Source organism: Algoriphagus kandeliae, from assembly GCF_004571135.1.
GTDB classification, from domain to species: Bacteria; Bacteroidota; Bacteroidia; order Cytophagales; family Cyclobacteriaceae; genus Algoriphagus; species Algoriphagus kandeliae.
In genome coordinates, this window is the sequence record NZ_SPSB01000001.1 from 252,992 (window position 1) to 272,533 (window position 19,542).

General features: G+C 41.1%; 15 protein-coding genes. 3 read left to right on the plus strand and 12 right to left on the minus strand.

The window, feature by feature from the left end; genetic code table 11:
* Positions 1 to 3: 3 nt before the first annotated feature.
* Both E4S40_RS01080 and E4S40_RS01085 read left to right on the plus strand, forming a co-directional pair.
* On the plus strand, positions 4 to 750 hold the full coding sequence (locus E4S40_RS01080; protein WP_135069588.1) for an ABC transporter ATP-binding protein: 747 nt from the start codon (positions 4 to 6) through the stop codon (positions 748 to 750).
* Positions 747 to 1,736, plus strand: coding sequence for an MlaD family protein (locus E4S40_RS01085; protein ID WP_135069591.1), 990 nt, complete (start codon positions 747 to 749; stop codon positions 1,734 to 1,736). The genes E4S40_RS01080 and E4S40_RS01085 overlap by 4 nt, the downstream gene beginning before the upstream one ends.
* 283 nt (positions 1,737 to 2,019) lie before the next feature.
* On the opposite strand, the gene E4S40_RS01090 is transcribed toward E4S40_RS01085, so the two are convergent.
* Both E4S40_RS01090 and E4S40_RS01095 read right to left on the minus strand, forming a co-directional pair.
* Entirely contained in the window at positions 2,020 to 2,406 is a 387-nt protein-coding gene (locus E4S40_RS01090) for a hypothetical protein (protein ID WP_135069594.1), read from the minus strand.
* Between the two features lie 194 nt (positions 2,407 to 2,600).
* Positions 2,601 to 5,831, minus strand: a complete 3,231-nt coding sequence (locus tag E4S40_RS01095) for a S41 family peptidase (RefSeq protein ID WP_135069597.1) — start codon at positions 5,829 to 5,831, stop codon at positions 2,601 to 2,603.
* 212 nt (positions 5,832 to 6,043) lie between these two features.
* Here E4S40_RS01095 and E4S40_RS01100 point away from each other — a divergent pair, with 212 nt between their 5' ends.
* The gene (locus E4S40_RS01100; protein WP_135069600.1) at positions 6,044 to 7,609 is read left to right on the plus strand and encodes a sulfatase family protein; all 1,566 of its coding nucleotides are present in this window, start codon (positions 6,044 to 6,046) and stop codon (positions 7,607 to 7,609) included.
* A gap of 28 nt (positions 7,610 to 7,637) precedes the next feature.
* Here the strand turns inward: E4S40_RS01100 and E4S40_RS01105 are convergent, their stop codons facing one another.
* The 10 genes from E4S40_RS01105 to E4S40_RS01150 form a co-directional block, all read right to left on the minus strand.
* Complete coding sequence (locus tag E4S40_RS01105) at positions 7,638 to 9,194, minus strand: glycoside hydrolase family 99-like domain-containing protein (RefSeq protein ID WP_135069603.1); 1,557 nt, start codon at positions 9,192 to 9,194, stop codon at positions 7,638 to 7,640.
* A gap of 149 nt (positions 9,195 to 9,343) precedes the next feature.
* Positions 9,344 to 12,112 (minus strand): carboxypeptidase-like regulatory domain-containing protein, encoded by a 2,769-nt coding sequence (locus E4S40_RS01110; protein ID WP_135069606.1) that lies wholly within the window; start codon positions 12,110 to 12,112, stop codon positions 9,344 to 9,346.
* 92 nt (positions 12,113 to 12,204) lie between these two features.
* Complete coding sequence (locus E4S40_RS01115; RefSeq protein WP_135069609.1) at positions 12,205 to 13,206, minus strand: DUF6515 family protein; 1,002 nt, start codon at positions 13,204 to 13,206, stop codon at positions 12,205 to 12,207.
* A gap of 12 nt (positions 13,207 to 13,218) precedes the next feature.
* Positions 13,219 to 13,950, minus strand: coding sequence for a DUF2092 domain-containing protein (locus E4S40_RS01120; RefSeq protein ID WP_135069612.1), 732 nt, complete (start codon positions 13,948 to 13,950; stop codon positions 13,219 to 13,221).
* Between the two features lie 102 nt (positions 13,951 to 14,052).
* A complete protein-coding gene (locus tag E4S40_RS01125; protein ID WP_135069615.1) occupies positions 14,053 to 14,529 on the minus strand; it encodes a GNAT family N-acetyltransferase in 477 nt (158 codons plus the stop codon).
* Positions 14,530 to 14,715: 186 nt separating this feature from the next.
* Positions 14,716 to 15,678: a transketolase family protein gene (locus E4S40_RS01130; RefSeq protein WP_135069618.1), complete on the minus strand. Its 963-nt coding sequence runs from the start codon at positions 15,676 to 15,678 to the stop codon at positions 14,716 to 14,718.
* Between the two features lie 23 nt (positions 15,679 to 15,701).
* Complete coding sequence (locus E4S40_RS01135) at positions 15,702 to 16,553, minus strand: transketolase (protein ID WP_135069621.1); 852 nt, start codon at positions 16,551 to 16,553, stop codon at positions 15,702 to 15,704.
* Between the two features lie 12 nt (positions 16,554 to 16,565).
* Positions 16,566 to 17,015, minus strand: a complete 450-nt coding sequence (gene bcp, locus E4S40_RS01140; protein WP_135069624.1) for a thioredoxin-dependent thiol peroxidase — start codon at positions 17,013 to 17,015, stop codon at positions 16,566 to 16,568.
* Positions 17,016 to 17,041: 26 nt separating this feature from the next.
* Positions 17,042 to 18,919, minus strand: coding sequence for a M23 family metallopeptidase (locus E4S40_RS01145; protein WP_135069627.1), 1,878 nt, complete (start codon positions 18,917 to 18,919; stop codon positions 17,042 to 17,044).
* Entirely contained in the window at positions 18,906 to 19,517 is a 612-nt protein-coding gene (locus E4S40_RS01150) for a fumarylacetoacetate hydrolase family protein (RefSeq protein ID WP_135069630.1), read from the minus strand. The genes E4S40_RS01145 and E4S40_RS01150 overlap by 14 nt, the downstream gene beginning before the upstream one ends.
* Positions 19,518 to 19,542 lie beyond the last annotated feature (25 nt).

Consider the following 19,542-nt stretch of genomic DNA (forward strand, 5'->3'; position numbering starts at 1 on the left):
GCCATGGAAACGTCCAAACCCATCATACAGGTAGATGAATTGAACAAGTCCTTTGGCGAAAACCATGTGTTGCGGGATTTTTCTCTTTCCTTATTTGAGGGGGAGAATTTGGTGATTCTGGGTAAGTCAGGATCTGGAAAGTCGGTTTTAATAAAGTGTATAATTCGTTTGATCGAACCTGATTCTGGGAAAATATTCATTTTGGATCAAGATATCAGTTTGTTGGATCAGGACGAAATGGATTTGTTGCGGGCAGATGTGGGGTTTTTGTTTCAAAGTAATGCCCTGTATGATTCGATGACAGTCCGTCAAAATCTAGAGTTTCCACTGCGTAGGCATTGGACCAAAGAAGAGCGGGAAGAAAAAGCAGAATCTGCGGTTAAAGAAGCTTTGGAAGATGTGGGGCTTTCCCATACCATTGATATGATGCCGGTGGAATTATCAGGAGGAATGCGAAAACGGATTGCCTTAGCGAGGACGTTGATTCTTAAGCCAAAGGTGATTTTGTATGATGAGCCTACTACGGGATTGGATCCGATTACTGGTCGGGAAATCAGCGAATTGATGAATAACATTCAAAAAAAATACAATACGGCTGCTATCATTATTTCGCATGATATGAACTGTATAAGAATGACGGGAAACCGAGTCATCATGTTGATTGATGGAAAGAATTATGCGGAGGGAAGTTTTGAGGATTTATTAAAAAACACGGATCCCAAAGTCCGGGATTTCTTTGAAGGGTTATGAAAAACGAGAAACAAATATCAAATGCCAAACTAGGAGCCTTGGTACTCGCTGGGCTGATGTTCCTGGTGTTTTCATTATATATGATCGGCAAAAATCAGAATATCTGGGGGACTGCCATGGGTGTATATGTGGAGCTATATGATGTAAATGGTTTATTGACAGGGAACAATGTGCGGTATAAAGGAATGACCGTAGGGACAGTAAGTGATATTGAATTTCTGGATGAACAAGTAATCCGAATAAGACTACTGATAAATAAATCGATGGCTCCTTATATTCCCAATAATTCCAAGACCACGATTAATACGGACGGATTGATTGGGAATAAGATAATTGAAATCCACCCACAAGATGAATTGGCACCTCCTATTCAGGAGGGGGATGTGCTTTATCCATTGGATCAGGTTTCCTCCGAAGATATGCTCAAGCAGCTGAACTCTTCCGGCGATTATCTAGAAACGACCTTGATGAATTTGGCAGAGATTTCAGAAAAGTTGAATCAAAATGAAAATCTCTGGGAAATGATTTCTGACACAACGCTTGTTCAAGAGCTCAAAGGTACGATTCGTTCCTTTACACAAGCTGGAAATCAAGCAACCCAAATGGCCCAAGCTGGAAAAGAGTTATTGGAGAATCTTCAAAGTGGAGATGGTTTGGCAGCTTCACTCATTTCGGATTCTGTGATGACTCAAAACTTTGAGCGCACCCTAAGCCAAATGGAAGAAACTACCTTGGAAGCGAAAGAACTGATGAAAAATTTGAATCAGATTTTGGAAGAGGTTCAGCGGGGTGAAGGGACCGCAGGCTTGATTCTGGAAGATTCATTGTTCCGAGCTACGCTGATGCAAACATTAATCAATTTGGAAAATAGTTCGGAGAATTTCAATATTAATATGGAGGCACTGCGCTCCAATTTCCTGTTTAGAAAGTATTTTAAAAAGTTAGAAAAAGAACAGAAAAAGGCCGAAAAGGAGAATAAGAACTAGTTTTCAAGAGAGATTCCTGAACCTATGTGGTCGATGTGATTCTCAAGGGGTCCAAGTAAAATTTTCAACTATTTCATAATAGGCCGGGGCTTCTTTTATTTGAATAGTCCTGGATACATAAATTCCTGGATTTATTCAATACTCACTATTTTTCTATGTGTTTCATAAAATCTCTTTTGTCCAAATAAAAAGCCAAGCTGCCTCTTTAGCTCAAATCACTTAGGATTTGAATTGAGAAGAAACTTGGCTATTGAATCTTACTTTCGGTAAGATTTTTTTTAAATCAGAATGCCAATGCTGCTAAACCCAGCTTGGATTTGAGAGGATTGATCCCTTTCAAGATTTGACCTGTGTATTTTTTCACCAGGTCATTTCCTAGTAAATCCATCAAGAACTTGGTTCGCTTATCCTTTAATCCCAGGATGCTTGCTTTCTTATCATCATCAGAACCTGAGCCGCCTGTGATTTTCATCAATTCGTCCACAAAGCTTTTATTGTTTGTTTTGAGTTTCGATTCTTGATCAGAGTTTAATCCCAAGCCCTTGGTATTATCCAGAATGTCTAAAACCTGTGAAGAAAGATCCATTTTTGGGAGTTTGACTTGTGCTTCAGCCTGAAAAGAAAAGAAAAATAGACCAACGATTGCGAGTAAGAATAATTTAGATTTCATAAGAGTTAGATTAAAATTGAAATGGAAGTTAATAAAATGAGATTGAATTAACAGAAAGCATTTGTTCAAAAAACTTGAATTTGGATGATTTAATGCACTTTATTGGCCTTTTTGTTACATCCTTGGATGTATACATTTAAATAAAAAAACCTGCCACAGTTTTATTCCTGGCAGGTTTTTTTATAATCTAATTCTTAATTATCCTTTTTAGGTCTAAAGTATCTGATCGGAGCAGCAGGTTCAGGTTTGAGTTCCACTCCTTCGGTTTTCAAAAGCTCCAAGGCTTCTTTTACCGCTCGTTCCAATTGGGGATCTTTTCCGGCAACTACCTCAGCTGGGGTTTGCTCTACAGGAATATCCGGAGAGATACCAACTCCTTCCACTGCCCACTCACCATTAATATCATAGAATCCGCCTCTAGGAGCTACCATTCGACCTCCGTCCACAAAAGGAGGGGTGTCCCAGGTACCTACTAATCCTCCCCAGGTTTTCGTACCAATCAAAGGTCCTATTTTCATTTTATTGAATAGGTAGGGAAGTAAGTCCCCTCCGGAACCTGCGCGGCCATTGATCAACATGACCTTAGGACCCCAAATTCCAGACATAGGAGTGGTGAAAGGCTTATGGTCATTTGCCCTAGAATTGAAATAGCCATGTAATTCTCTGGCCATGATATCAACCATGTAATCAGCTGCAGAACCTCCTCCATTATTTCGTTCGTCAATAACAGCACCTTTCTTGTCCTGCTGTGCAAAGTAATATCGGTTGAAGAAAGTATAGCCTGGTTGACCTGTGTTTGGAAGGTAGACATAGGCTAACTTTCCACCGGAAAGTTCATCTACTTTTCTTCTATTTCCTTCCACCCAACCCATCAAACGTAATTGGTTTTCATTTGTCACAGGAAGTGTAGCAATCATCCGAGCTCCGTCCATTCCAGGTTTACTGTTCAAGTGAATGGTGGTGTACTGATTGGCAGTTCCTTCCAAATATTGATATAGGTTGGTATTGGGTTGTATTTCTTTACCATTGATTGCCACGATATACTCTCCAACTTTTGCTTGATTGCTGGGATGGGAGAGTGGTGCTCTTAGGTTTGGATTCCAGGATTCTCCTGTATAGATTTTTTTGATTCTAAAATTTCCATTCACTACTTCAAAATCGGCACCCAATAAGCCAATAGGAACTCGCTCGATATCTGGAAAGTCTCCTCCCCGAGTATAGGAGTGTCCGACGGCAACTTCTCCACCAAGAATATCAATGATGTAATTCATGTCTGTTCGATGTCTGACATGTGCTACCCAAGGCTTGTACCATTCATAAATCTCATCCCACGGAGCTCCATGTACATTGTCGACATACAAAAAGTCCCGCTGATAGCGCCAGCCCTCCCTATAGATTTGCTGCCATTCTTCTTGAGGATTAATCTTCACTTTCATGGAAGAAATCGCTTTTAAAGCACCATCCCCAGGCTTCTTAGATCCTCCATTGGTGTCCACAATTCCCCAAGTAGAACCGCTTCGATAGAGGAGTGATTTTCGATCTTTTGAAACAACTACCTCATTGACCCGAGAAAGAAAATCATCGGCCTTCCTTTTTTTGAAATCATACTTTTTCAAAGCAGTTCCTTCGTTTGGAATGCTCTCCATGAAGAAGACCGTTCCTTCAGGCCCCGGAGCTAAACCCGTATAATTTCTTGCAGGAATATCCACAGCAATTATTCGATCCATGATTCCAGAAGCTGTGACTTGAACCATCTTGTTCTCTTCAGACTTCTTGTCCTCTCCAGACATGTTCGTTCCCTCATCACTTTGAGGTAAGAGCGGTGATTTGTCATTTTCATTCAAAATGGTCAAATAAAGGCTGCGAGTAATCGGTCTATCATAGCTGCTCATATCTAGCCAACCTGTATTCAGGCCGAAATCCGTGCTTGCCAAGAAATAGAGATACTTACCGCTATCATCCCAAGCGGGAGAAATAGCATCTGCCAAGGCATCGGTTACTTGGATTTTTTCTCCTGTTTCTACCTGATAAATGAAAATGGATTTATACTGATTATCCATTAATCGGGAATATGCAATCCATTTTCCGTCAGGAGACCAAACTGGATTCATACTCCGATTCGGATGAGCATAGCGATCTGTTTCGACGATTTTAGCGCTACCACTTTCCACGTTCACTACCCATATATTGTAATCGGTATCCGTAAATGCGAGATGATTTCCATCAGGAGACCATTCGGGTTTGAAGAAGAAACTAGGATCAGGAATGGCAATGGTTTTTTCGATTTTGGTACCGGTTTGATCGGAAATCACCAACTGATATTCTCCACTTTCATCCGAGAAATAAGCGATTTTTTCTCCGTCTGGAGACCAAGCGGGTGCGCGTTCAGCTGAAGCAGAGGAATTGGTGATATTTCTTCCAGCGCCATTTTCTTTGGGAATGGTGATGATTTCACCTCTAAATTCAAACACAGCCCGATTGCCATTTGGAGCTAATTGAGGATTTTGGAGCTGATTGGCAGAAACATCCACCCACCGCTCTCTGGCCCAGAAGAAGTCTCCTTTTACTTCAATGGGAACTTGCTTTAGCGATCCATCAGAAGGATTATACAAATGGAGGTAACCTCCTTGTTCCAATACAATGGCGTCCGGTCCGGCATCTATGGTTTTGATATCGAAATCTTTGAGAAAAGTTTCTTGTTTTTCCTGTCCGGTAGCCGGGTCAAATGACCAAAGGTTAGCTAAATAATCCCTCTCGGAAATGTAATACACCTTATTTCCCAACCATACCGGATCGGTATGTCGCTCTCCGTCTAATTGAGGAGTCATGTTTAAGTCAAGACTTTTCAAGTCTACTATCCATATGGGCTTTGCCTGTCCACCCCGATGGTTTCGCCATTCAGGGTCCCAAAAAGAAATTTGTTGATAGGCGATATGGGAACCGTCAGGAGATATTTCTCCATTTACAGCCCGCGGAATTACCAAGGCTTGAGGCATTCCTCCAGTGACGGGAATTTCATAAAACTTCGACTCCTGCGTAGGATGACTTTCTCTTCCAGATGAGAAGATGACTTTGCTTCCATCGGCCGACCATCCGGTAACTAGGTCATTTCCAGGATGCCATGTTAGCCGTTGTGGTTCGCCACCTTCAGATGGAATCACATAGACATCCACATTGCCATCATATTCGCCTGTAAAGGCAATGTGTTTTCCATCGGGAGAAAAATGGGGAAGGCTTTCCTCGCCTTCATTGGAAGTAAGACGGATTGCTTGACCGCCGTTTCGGGAGACTTTCCAAAGATCGTTTGCATAGACAAACACAATCTCATTTTGACTGAGACTTGGTTGCCTAAGTAGCTGGGTTCCTTGTCCCCAAGCGGAGAAAATCAAACCTCCGGCAAGGAAGAAAGTAATAAGTTTTTTCATGCTCAATTGATTTGGCTTTGATTAAAAATAGGGGAAAAATTCCTTCATCGCTAACCGATCATGTAGTTAGCAATCTTGGGTTTCTAATTTGCTTCAATTGCTTTACCTAGAAGCTCTTGGTTCATGAAAAAATAAAGGGATTAGCTATTCTTTTCCTTTTTCGGCAAATTGATTGGTAATCGTATCCCGTATTCGCTTTATCTAATTTTCTTATGAAAAAACCGCATATCCAACTACTCATTTCCCTAATGGGTTTGCTTCTCCAATTTTCTTGTCAATCCAATTCTGATGATGTAAAAAATCAAACCGAGGCCAAAAAACCGAATATTGTTATCATCTACATGGATGACTTGGGATATGGAGATGTCAGTGCTTATCAAGCGGGGACTCTGAATACTCCAAATATGGATCAACTTTTCAATGAAGGAATCCGCTTTACCAATGGCTATGCTTCCTCTGCTACTTGTACTCCAAGTCGCTATGCATTGCTGACGGGTGTCTATCCTTGGCGAAATGAAAATGCTAAAATTCTTCCAGGAACAGCTCCCTTATTGATCGATACGGCGCAATATACTCTTCCAAAAATGCTTCAGGAAAACGGCTACAGCACAGGGATTGTGGGAAAATGGCATTTAGGATTGGGCTTAGGGAATGTAGATTGGAATCAGGAAATCAAGCCGGGACCCAATCAGGTTGGCTTTGATTACTCGTATATTTTAGCTGCTACGCAAGACCGCGTTCCTACGGTTTATATCGAAAATGGGAGAGTAGTAGGGCTGGATCCAAAGGATCCAATCGAAGTGAATTATCAGGAGAATTTCCCCGGTGAGCCTACTGCTCTTTCTAATCCAGAAATGCTAGAAATGAAATGGCATCATGGTCATAATAACAGCATTGTCAATGGAATTCCTCGAATTGGTTTCATGAAAGGTGGGGATGCGGCAAAATGGAGTGATGAGGATATGGCTGATCATTTTCTTGAAAAAGCTAGGACCTTTGTGAATGAAAATTCAAGTTCATCCAAACCCTTTTTCCTGTATTATGCCATGCAGCAACCGCATGTACCCCGAACCCCACATCCTCGGTTTGTGGGGAAATCAGGGATGGGACCTAGAGGTGATGTGATTTTGGAAGCAGATTGGGTAATAGGAGAGTTTTTAAAAACGTTGGAAGAAGCTGGAATTCTAGAAAATACCCTGATAATTTTCAGTAGCGACAATGGTCCAGTCATCAATGATGGCTATTATGATGATGCAGTTGAAAAGCTGGGTGACCATACTCCATGGGGACCTTTGAGAGGAGGGAAGTACAGTTTATTTGAGGCAGGCACCCGAGTGCCTTTTGCTGTATTTTGGAAAGGAACAATTCAACCACAAGTTTCGGATGCTTTGGTGACTCAGATTGATTTGATGGCCTCTATAGGTGCATTAGTGGGAGCGACTGTTCCATCTAATGACAGCCAAAATCTACTTAATACCTTTTTGGGAAAAAGTCAGGAAGGACGATCTGAGTTTGTTTTGGAGGCTACGAGCAGAACAGCTTTTCGACAGGGAGATTGGGTAATGATTCCTCCATATCCGGGACCCGAGGTATTGGGAAATGTAAATATCGAAATGGGGAATTCCTCCGACTATCAACTTTACAATCTCAAGGAGGATATTGGACAGCAAAACAACCTCGCTAACTCTAATCCTGAGAAGCTACAGGAAATGATTCAAAAATATGAAGCCATCCGCAATCAGGAAGATATGGAGGTAGAACAGGTGGAGCTAAAATAAGCTTCTTATGTTTATTTAACCTGCTCTCTTATTTCCCAAAAACTTCCTGTATGGCTTCTAAATAATCAAATCCATGACCTTCAGTAGGCTCAATGTAGTTGCCTTCTAAATATTCATTCCAACAGCAAATCATAACTGTATTTCCATTTGAGGATCGGTATTTTCTTGATACCTCTACAGCATCGCGAAGCTTTTCCCGAAAAGTGGATTTGGTGCTGTGAACTCGGTCTTTATAGGGTTCAGAGGGAAATCCTGTTTGCTGAGGCCAAGTGCCACCTGCCGGTCGCATATCCCAACCCATAGCGACTGGCACCTGATATTCGAAACTTGGGTCGTTCTTGAATTTTTCTGACCACATATTCCAATGGCCTCGATACGTTTCCCGCATATCCGCATAGGATCGGTTATCTTTTTCCATAAAATTGTGGTATACATAAGCTGTCATCCCTTCAAATCCCATTGACTTCAGTCTCGGTACATATTCTTGCAAAAGAAGTCGCTTTTGATAGTTTCCGCCTTCCCAAGGGCGATTTGGATTTTTAGCTTTCCATTGGGTGGGAAGGCCATAAGCACGCTCTCGTTCTAGCATGGGACCGGCTGTAACCGCGATGAATTTAATTCCGGGGAGCTTTGCCTTTTTAGCTGTTGCCTGAGAAAGATCAAGTAAATCCTTTAGCGTCAAACCATAATAGGCCGCTCTGGATTCAGCATCTTGAGGGAAATAAAAATAGACAATGGGCCTTCCGTCCTTGTCCTTCAGATAATCTCCCCGATTAAAGTATTGGTCTATCCAAAGCTGCGTGATTTTTTCATGGACTTTCAGATAAAGTTCTTTATCCGGTTTTTCTCCTGGATAATTTGCCTTTCGGGCAAGTTCATCAGGAGATCCAACCTTCAGCCACAACATCCACCGCTCATGACTATCATCACACCAGTTAATGGCAAATTTCATCTGCTTTTCCTTGGGTAGTTTGGCATTTTCTACAAGCAAAACTTCAAGTTGATCTCCCCATTCCACCAAACCTGGTACCGCTACTCGACCATCTCGATTGGGATCGATTTTCCATCCCTCAGGATAATAGATTTTTGATTGAGGACCAAAATATAAATGGTAATAATAATGCCTTCCAAAGAACCAGTCATAGGCAAAAAAATCAATCCCATATTCCTTCATGTATTGCAGTTGTTTTCTGGCAACTTCTGGATCGGTTCGCTTGTAAAAGCCTTTCAACTCTTTAATTGGCTTCCGATCCAAATAAGGGCCTTCATAAGGATATCTTCTATTATAAATTCTTCCTCGAGGACCCCAGATTCCGGTATTTTGAAGGCTAGCGCAATTTTTTGGGTCCTGAAGGCAGGACCAAAAACTGTCTCGATCTACATTGGGGTCAGGGGAGGTGTTCCATGAAGGCATGAAATAAACGCCTACCAATTCATCCTCTGAATTTTGATTGATAAAAGATGGAATAATTGGTGCATTTCCGAATCCAGCTTGAAAGGTTTTAAAAGAGCTTGACTTTTCTTGGCATCCGAAAAGAAGTAAAACCACAAAAGCTGGATTGAAAAGTTTTCTAAAAGTCTTCATTTGTAATTTTTTTAATTGGCAAAAATGATTTCAATAAAAACCTGGATTGAATTCATGATTTAACCTTAATAAAGATTTTTATTTTTATCGATGAAGTCAAATTTGGGTTAGTAAACTTGCTTAAATTGAGTGAATTAGGGAGTTTTTTCCTAATTGATGTCAAAACCTAAAACTCGGTAAAAAGCCTCGCCATCCTCTGTAACTCCCTCAACTCTCAGATTTATTTTCTTGATTCCATAAGGAACAGGAATTTTAATTTTCAATGATCCTTCTTCCGTTTCAGCTAAGGGATCCCAATAAATCGTCGCTTTTTTGCTTAAGTATTGATCTTGTGGAGGACTTGTGGGGAATTCGGAAAAAGTAGAAAATCCTTTGATGGGAAAAATCTGGAAGCTTTCTGGATTGAACTTTTGTTCACTTTCAGCTTCTCGTCGGTATCCATTTTTTGTTTCAATCATAATGACTCCTGCATAGCCTGCCAATCCGAAGATTACATTGGAAATATTATCATTATACACCTTGATGGATTTCAGCTGGGAAGGTTCAAAACCTAACAAAATTTCCCGGAAAGCTTGTGGCTCTAAAAATGAAAATTGTCTGCCATCAATGATCAAAAGGGGTGAACCTGTGGCTTCACCGAAAGTGTAATTTCTAAATTTCAGGGTGTTGATATTGAAGCGCAAAAGACCCAAAATCTCCGCCATGGTTTTGGTTTCAAGATCATTAGGCCCCACTTCTTGATTTGGTTCACCATAGCCGTAATTCCGTTCAGCAGAAGATTCTAGATTTATTTCACCTTCTTTTATAAACTCATCCAACTGAATGTAATCCCCACTAATGTCTAAGAAGCTTTCTTGTTCTTCAGGGACTCTTTGAGTGGAATATTTTTGTTTGGGAAAAGAACCTCGAAAAATCGGCGATTTAAAAGGAATTAATTCTATCCTACCGAGCGGTTTTAATTTTTCATCAAGGGCCGCTATGGCAATCTGAGATGAATCTTGAAAGTTCAAACCAGTGGCCCAGAATCTTCCCGAGGAATCGGAATTAACCCTTCCATAATCTTCCAAATCACCTAGGACTAAGGTTATTTTCTCGGCCAGTGGACCTTTTTTCTTGAAGGGATAAAACCTACCATAGACTGAAATTCCATAGTCAATAGAATTGGGAAGTTGGCTGTCAAATGTTTCCGGTAAATCCTCATCCAGCCAATCCATGGCATTTTCAAGGCGATAATTTGAGTCAAGTTCCACTGGAATTGATCCTTCGGTAGCTGATAGGATTACTTCTGCATCTACCAGATTTTCAAAGGCATCTAAAAATGATAATTCCAGGTCTAGCAGTTTATAATTTATGGAGTCTTGTAAGCTAAAGCTGCTTTTGATAAGTATATCCCCGAAAACGACCTCCTCTTCGGATACCGGGTTTTCTAATATTTCTTCTGTGGAAATGACCGGAAAAGGCAATTGAATAATATCTTTCTCAAGAAAATTCAATCCCCATCGTGTATAGGCCCTAAGTAGATAATCTCCCTTTGATAAGGTGTCTGGCAGTTCAATTCCTCCTGAAATTCTCCCATCGATAATTGGAAATCTGTCCTGACGAATTGTTTCCAGTTTGGAATTCAACAAATCAATATAGATTATCCTACTTAAGCTGTCTTGAAGCGGAGGGTTTTGATAAAGCATTTTTCCTCCTAGCCAGAGTGTCTCTCCAGGATAGTAAAAGGGTTTATTGAGGGTGAGCCAAGGTTTTTCCCTCATTTTATCTAGCTTCAAATAACGACTTTGCAAGGCTTCCAATTCCTCTTTAAAATCGGCAAAACTCTCGTCTGGCACAAAGTCCAAGGGTAATGACCTTGCTAATCTTTGCCGTCCTATATAGCCAGAAAGCACTAATTGAGCGGGATGAATAAGCGTGCCATTTCGATCCACATCAAAATAGCCTGAGGGAGCAATCAGCCAAGAAATCGCGTGATAAATCTCTGAATAATAATCATTTCGCCAGGGTTTGTTCAGGTGATGAACTTCAATTTTCCCAGGGAGAAAAATTCGGTAACTCCCATTTCCCAAAGGCTTAGAATACAAGGAGTCGATTTCCAAGGGGATAATGGATTCACCAACTTCTACCGAAAAATTATTGGTTCTAGCTCGGAAACCTGTTTCCGGTTTGACCAAATACAATTCAAAACCTTGGCTTTGGGGATTGCGAAGAAGAAGAGAAAGAGCCAGGTGCCGAACCGAGTTTTTGTAATTCAATTCCTTGTTGACTTTCCAAAGACTGTCTGTTTCGGGGTCTTCCGGTTCCAATTCTTGGTAATAAGCTTGACCGAAAAAACGTGATGCATTTCGGAGCATTCGGAAGTCTTGGAGATAAAAATCAATTTGATAGCCCATTGCCTTGTTGACGATTTTAAGGGGCAAGTCAGCTGTCGCTTGCGTGTAATTAAATCCCTTTTCGGGTTTGACTTTCTCGAATTCCAAGACCCATGGATTTAACAATTCAATATCTCTTCCATACGGATCGTCTGGAACTGCCAGAAAAACGTCTGTGAATAATTTCAGATTTCTTTCCCAAGACCTATCCCGTTTCGCTTTCAATTCAACTTCAGAAAGTTGGTCTTCCAAAAATTCCAAGTCAAAAGCCTGAAAATAGAGTTGTTTTCCTTTTCGCTGAATGAGAATGCTAGATGTCTTATATCCAACGAAGGAAGCAACTAATTCAAATTCTTCTGGAATTTCTCCTTTGATTTCAAACTCTCCCTTTTCATTTGTTGCTGCGCCAAAGGTGGAGTTATTGATGAATACATTTGCGTAAGGAAGGGGTAAGCCAGTTCCTTTTTCTCGAACAACACCTGTGATGGTTTGGGATTGGGACCAATAACTGGAAAAAATAAATATGGCAAACAGGAATTTGCGCATGTAGGTTACAGGGTTAAGTAAAAAAGGAAGCTACCATTTTTTACCCCTTTTCCCAAAAATCAAATTCTAAATGGCTTCGTAAATCGGTGGATTTAATCTTCCTCTTCTACCTGCACAATTTCATACATGTTTTTACCGTCTACCTCTACCGGCATATAGTAGGTATCACCATATTTCACAAAGGTTTGATCGCCTACCTTTACTTCTTCGGCGCCTTCGAGCAAATTAGATACTACTGACCCCGCGGGAGGAGGGACCACAGTGTAAGTTCCATCTTTCTGTTCGTAGAATGTTCCACCGTAGTAATAATTGTTGATTGTTGGGCTTACTTCTACTACTTCTGATTCCTTTGGAATGACTTTCACCGTTGCTCCTTGCGGTGCTTCCACTACCACATAGCCTCCATCAGACTCCACATAAAAGACACCTTCATCGTAGTGATAGTCTTGATTGTCGATAGAAACTACAATAGCTGTGACAGCAAGAGTGGCCACAAAAAAGCCCCACGGATGCCAAACGGGTCCCCAATAGAAAGGGGTGAAGGGATGATAATAGTAGGGCCGATACCAGGAAAACCCAAAACCTCCCCACATATAAGGAGGTCTCGGGTAGGGGCGATAAGGGGGGCGATAAGCAACGTTCCTCTGATTCCTGATTACCGTGTTTCTACTATTATCAATGTTAATGTTGACGTCTCCTCTGCTTTTATCGACGTTTACTCGATTGTTGGAATTTCGGTCTCCTGTCCTAATTGAATTACTTCGATCATTACTTATGTTTCCGACTTTGCTTTCTACTCGGCTGGAATTGGTAGCTCTTTGGGAACCTCCATTCAAAGATCCACCTTGTCTCGTATTTCCTTGACCTAGATCGCTGTTTCGGGAAGAAGTTGAAGGCCTTGTTCTGCTTGGTGTGGATGTCATTTGTCTTGTGGAGGTCGGTCGACTTGCGGTAGGTCTAGCTGATGCAGGTCGGCTTGCAGCAGGTCTGGCAGCTGGTTTTCGTCCAGCCATTCGCTGAGATATTCCTTCTTCCGGCACATAGAGAAGGACCAAAAATGCGGAAAAAAAGATGAAAAGATTGAGCTTCTTCATGAGGTGTTGGAATTATTGGTTTTTTTGGAGCCAGATAATTTGTCTAGAATTAGGCGGTGGTAAAAATTCAAAAATGGTCTGAGGATAAATCTCATTGCTTTCCCAATTATCAAAATTCACTTCCATTTGCCTAGCATAAGGTTCGCCAAAATAGGTGAGGACAACTTTTTTGGGTTTCATTTCCAAATCTTGATGAATCCAAAGTTGGAAACTTAAGTCAGCATTGGCTCCGCCAATATGATAGTATTCTATTCCATCTAGATAGGCAGTTCCTAAAAACTCCAAGTAATCCATGTTTTCCACAAGGGATAGGGTGAAATCTGGGTAAAGGAAATCGGCAAATAATAAATGAACTCCAAAGGATTGATCGAGCCAATCCAACATTTCCAGCGTATTGTCAGGGGCATCAGCTACCGTGAAATAATTATCCTCTTTGGCAAAATAGACAGCTTGCTGACCATTATAAAAAAAGAACTTATCCTTGTCTTGGTTAGAAATTTTGGCTGCCATTTTATTGTTATCCTGAAAAATAAATTCGGCATTTCTAAACTCCTTGATGAAAAAGTTATCAGAAAATGCAACATCTTCTGAAATCTTAGTATTGAACTTTACCGAATTCAACTGCCCAAAATATTCACTTACTTTATCTAAAATGAGGAGGGCTGTAGAATCATGAAAAGTACTCTGTGCTTGTAAACTTTGGGAAAGAAAAATACCCAAAACAAAAGTGAATAATTTCTTCATAATCTGAGATTTAATCCAAAATCGGAAATAAAATCCAGAGAACAACGAATCAAAGATTTTGAATAGTTATAATTCGGCAAATTTTGGCAAAACTGAAAGGTATTATATACCACTCTGCAAGGTCTTTTTCATGATGTGAATCAATCGATATTCAGGTAAAACCCTCTCAAAAGGCAAAATATAGCTATGGACAATTTGATAGCCAATTTTTTCATAAAACCGTAATGCTTGGGCTTGGCAGGCCATAGCTTCCAGCCAAAGATTTTCTAGTTCGTTTTCTATTGCCACTGATTCACCCTGCTCCATTAAGACCTTGGCTAATCCTGTCCCATGGTATCTGGAATCAAGGTACAGTCTATGGATTTTTAATGCTTTGGGAATCTCGGTTTCCCGAGGTGAAAAGGGATAATCATATTTGAAAATCCCTGCTATTTCCCCATTAACCTCTACAAAAAAATAATGAGAACGCTCTCGGTTTAGCTCTTTATCCAAGGTTTTTTGGCAGTATATCAAATCCAGATACCAATCTCCTTCATCTATCCAAATGTGGCGATAGGCATCCTTATAGATTTTATTCATTAAGGAGTAAATCTTGGTTTGGTCCGAGGATTGGACAGGGACGAGTTTAACTTCTCCGAGATTTGGAAGATGAAAAATCAAGATTTTGAGTTTTATAATTACTTGAATCCAAATATGATTGCTAAAAATGAAAAAACCACAGAAAATGAATCTGTGGTTTTTCTATAAGTTGATGTTGTTTCACTTTTACTTTCTTTCAATTGCTCTTTTGGCAGCTTTTACGATGTTTTCTGCATTCAATCCATATTTTTCTAGCAATTGGGTTGGGGTTCCGGACTCACCAAACTGATCATAAACTCCCACATATTCCAATGGGGCAGGATGGTGAAGGATCAAAGTTTGAGCTATACTATCCCCCAAGCCTCCGTTGATTTGATGCTCTTCAGCGGAAACAGCACAACCGGTTTTAGCAACTGATTCCAAAATAGCTTCCTGATCCAATGGCTTGATCGTATGAATATTGATCACTTCAGCGTGAATTCCTTCCTCACGTAGCATGGCCTCAGCCACCACCGCTTCCCAAACCAAATGTCCGGTTGCAAAAATGGTCACGTCCTTTCCATCGATCATTTTCCAGGCTTTCCCAATTTCAAATTTTTGGTCCGCAGGAGTGAAGATAGGCCAACTTGGTCTTCCAAATCGCAAATAAACAGGACCATGATGATCTGCAATTGCGATAGTTGCGGCCTTGGTTTGATTGTAATCACATGGGTTGATCACAGTCATGTTTGGAAGCATCTTCATCATGCCGATATCTTCCAGAATCTGGTGAGTAGCACCATCTTCTCCCAAGGTCAATCCGGCATGGGAAGCACAGATTTTTATATTTTTTTCTGAATAGGCCACTGATTGACGGATTTGATCGTAAACCCGGCCCGTTGCGAAGTTGGCAAAAGTGCCTGCAAAAGGAATTTTTCCTCCAATGGTCATACCCGCAGCCAATCCAATCATATTGGCCTCTGCGATGCCAGTTTGGAAAAAGCGATCCGGGAATTCTTTTTGAAATGCACCCATTTTAAGGGATCCAATCAAATCAGCACAGAGTCCTACCACATTTGGGTTTTTTCGGCCAACTTCCAAAAAACCGTCACCAAAACCTGAACGGGTATCTTTTTTCTCAGTATATGTAAATTTTAAGTCTAAGCTCATCGTCTTTTCTTTAATGTGGGAAATCAATAGTCGCCAAGCGTTTCTTCCAATTGGCTCAAGGCATCTGCAAGTTGCTCATCATTTGGAGGAGAACCATGCCACTTATGTGTACCGACCATAAAGTCTACTCCATAACCCATTTCTGTGTAGAGTAGGTTGAGAATTGGTTTTCCTTTGCCAGTCATGGACTTGGCTTTTTCCAATCCATCCAAAACAGACTGAAGGTCATTGCCCTGTTTGATTTCATTGACTTCCCATCCAAAGGCTTCCCATTTGGCTTTCAGGTTTTTCAGGTCCATTACTTTTTCGGTAGGTCCATCGATTTGCTGACCGTTATAATCAACTGTCGCGATGAGATTATCGACTTTATAATGAGCGCCATACATGGCGGCTTCCCAGATTTGGCCTTCCTGCAACTCACCATCTCCCATCAGAACGTAGACTAGACTATCATCTCCATTCAGTTTCTTGGCTTGAGCTGCTCCAATAGCCACAGAAAGTCCCTGACCTAAAGAACCTGAGGCAATTCTAACTCCCGGTAGTCCCTCTTCAGTAGCAGGGTGTCCTTGGAGTCTGGAATTGATTTTTCTAAATGTACGTAGTTCTTCGATTGGGAAATAGCCACTTCGTGCAAGGACCGAATACCATCCGGCTGAAAGGTGACCATTGGATAAGAAAAATAAATCTTCACCTTTTCCATCCATATTGAAATCTGGATTGTGGCGAAGTTTGTCAAAATAAAGACCTACAAAAAACTCTGCGCATCCCAAAGGGGCTCCCGGATGACCGGACTGAACGGCATGCACCATTCGGAGTACATCCCGACGCATCTGAGTGCAGATTTTTTGAAGTTGTTCGATAGCTAATTTTTCCATTAGGCTGGGTGTTTATTGAAGAATTTGTGCTGTATGATCTTTGGTTTTTACCTTATCGATGATTTCGGCGATTTTTCCATTCTCATCGATGACAAAGGTGGTTCGGGCAGTTCCCATGTACTTTCTTCCGTACATGGATTTTTCTACCCAGGTGCCGTAAAGCTCGTGAACCTTCTTGTCTTCATCTGCGATCAAGGAGAAAGGTAAGGCTTGTTTTTCGATAAATTTTTGGTGGGATTTTTCAGAATCAGAACTGATTCCCAAAACCACATATCCTGCTTTTTGCAAAGCTTCGTAATTGTCCCGAAGGTTACATGCTTGAGCTGTGCAGCCCGGAGTATTGTCTTTTGGATAAAAATATAAAATGACTTTTTTGCCCCGAAAATCGGAAAGTTTGATGGTTTCTCCGGTTTGGATTTTTGCTTCAAAATCAGGAGCCATTTGGCCAACTTCTAGTGACATAGTTTATTAGGTTTAAGTTAAAATTTTCAAGAAATGGTCCCTTTCCATTCGCTGACGTTTCCAGCTTGGTCCGTGACCCTCAGTATAACTTGACCTGACAAGGGTTGTTTGTCCAAGGTTTCTGACCAAATCAGGGATTTTTTGTGTTCATATCGCATCAAGACCCACTTCCCATCCACGAATGCTTCGAAATTCTTGATTCCTGAAAGTTCATCTCGGATGGTAAAACGAATTTCATCCCTGCTGATTCTGACTGGACGAATGATAGGACCGGTTTTATCTTCAGTAAGGGTAAAAGTACCAAAATTTCTGGTCGAAAACCGAATAGATGCATCCTCCCAAGCGCCTCCTACAAAAGATTTTCTTCCACTTGGGCTTACTTGGTACACATGGGTTCGGCTTTTATCAAAATTTCCTGCAGATACATTCCAGAGAACTTCCATGGAATTCCAGAGATATTCGTCTGTATCATTGATTTGGAGACGTGGATTAGTGGAGGAACCATTTTCAGAAATCCTTAAATACAAATCTTCAAGTAAGGTGTTTTCATTAAAGCTGATTTGCACAGATTTTTCTGCAAAAAGATGCTCTTCCCCGACATGAATTCGCTGTTTTACTTCAGGGATCACTACCTCGGAGCAAATGTCCACCTCTTCCGGAATCCCAAATCGCATATCCCATAAATAAACTCGGGTCTGATCATCTTGATAGGAAGGTAACATTTCAAAAATTCTACTTCCCACATAGAATTTTGCCAAGCCTCCCAAATTGCTGCTTGGAGCTTCTATTTTGAGAATATTTCCTTGATAATTTACTTGAGCCCGCTGGGGAGTAGCCGAAAGGTTCACAAAAAACTCCTGATCTTTTCCTAAAAGCTTGAAGTCAATCTTTCGCTCATTTCCGTAAGCGTCCCGCAAGCGAAGTTGGTAATTAACTCGCTCTCCAATTTCGGCTTCAAGATGGCCCGTAACGGGAGTTTTTGGGAAAAAATAATCAAACTTTAGCTCCGGCTGGAAATAGAGTTTAGTAAATCGGTTTTGGTGGGTATGGAGTAAGAATTGGCGCGTGAAATTGAAATCTACCTTGTCTACTGACATAGAAAAGGTCAAGGAGTCATTTTTCCAAAGTTCGAAATGAGGAAAACCGTTTCGATTGCTTGCTCCATCCAATTGATCAAAACTTCTAATTTCCACACCAACCCTCCCGGTTATTTCTATGGTTTGAGGAATAGAATAATGAGTACCGTTTTTCACTAATGTAAATTCTCTTCGGGCAAATTCTCCATTGATTCGCGAATTGATATCCAAAGGAACAAGGGCGATGGTCTGCGGAGTGGGAGGGATATTGTCCAGAATTTCAGGAAAGCCAAATTGGAGCGGATCCATGGCTCGGTCCAAACTGTCTCGAATTTCGAAATGTAAGTGAGGGCCACCAGAGCTTCCTGAATTTCCTCCATTGGCAATTAGCTCACCTTTTTTTACCGACAACTCTCCAGGTGCAGGCATGAGTTCTAACTCATTTACCTGTTGCTTATACATCTCTTCAATGATGTAGCGCTGTAGTTTAGGGATGAAATTTCGGAGGTGCCCATAGACCGTAATATGCCCAGTTGGATGCTTTAGATAGATGACATTTCCATAGCCATAGGTGGAGATTTTGATTCGATGAACCCACCCGTCTGCTGCGGCATAGATAGGTTCACCTTCCACTCCGCCAAACTTATAATCCAAACCTGTATGAAAGTGATTTGGGCGAAGCTCAGAGAAATTTCCAGATAGGTAGTTTCTTCCTTCAGGTTTGACAGGAGAACGGAAATAATCCTGAATTATCTCCTGAGACCAAGCGCTTAGGATAGAAAGGAAAAAGGTGACTAGAAAGGTGGGAAAAGCCTTATTTAACTTCAAAATCCAGCATTTTTTGGTTTTGGATATATCCTTCCAAGTGATCCCCAACTTGTACAGGTCCCACACCTGCGGGAGTCCCCGTGTAGATGAGATCTCCTTTCTTTAAAGTGAAAAATTGGGAAACATATTCGATGATCGTGCCGAAGTCAAATAGCATTAAGCTGGTATTCCCTTTTTGGCGCAATTCCCCATTAATCGTCAAATGAAAATTCAGATCTTCCAGAGATTCGATATCCGTTACAGGCATAAAATCCCCAATTGGAGCGGAGCCATTGAATGCCTTGGCAATTTCCCAAGGCAGGCCTTTTGCTTTGCATTGATCCTGAAGATCTCTAGCGGTAAAGTCGATTCCTAATCCGATTTCCTCAAAGTATCGGTGGGCAAATTTTTTCTGAATGTATTTTCCTTCCTTACTTATTTTCAAAACCAATTCAACCTCATGGTGAATGTTTTGGGAGAAATCCGGATAGAAGAACGGCGCTCCATTTTTCAAAAGGGCTGTATCCGGTTTTAGGAAAACAACCGGGTTACCCGGTTTTTCATTTTTAAGTTCTTCAATGTGAGCCGCATAATTTCGGCCTATGCAAATGATCTTCATGGTGATTGGATGAGAAGAAGAATTA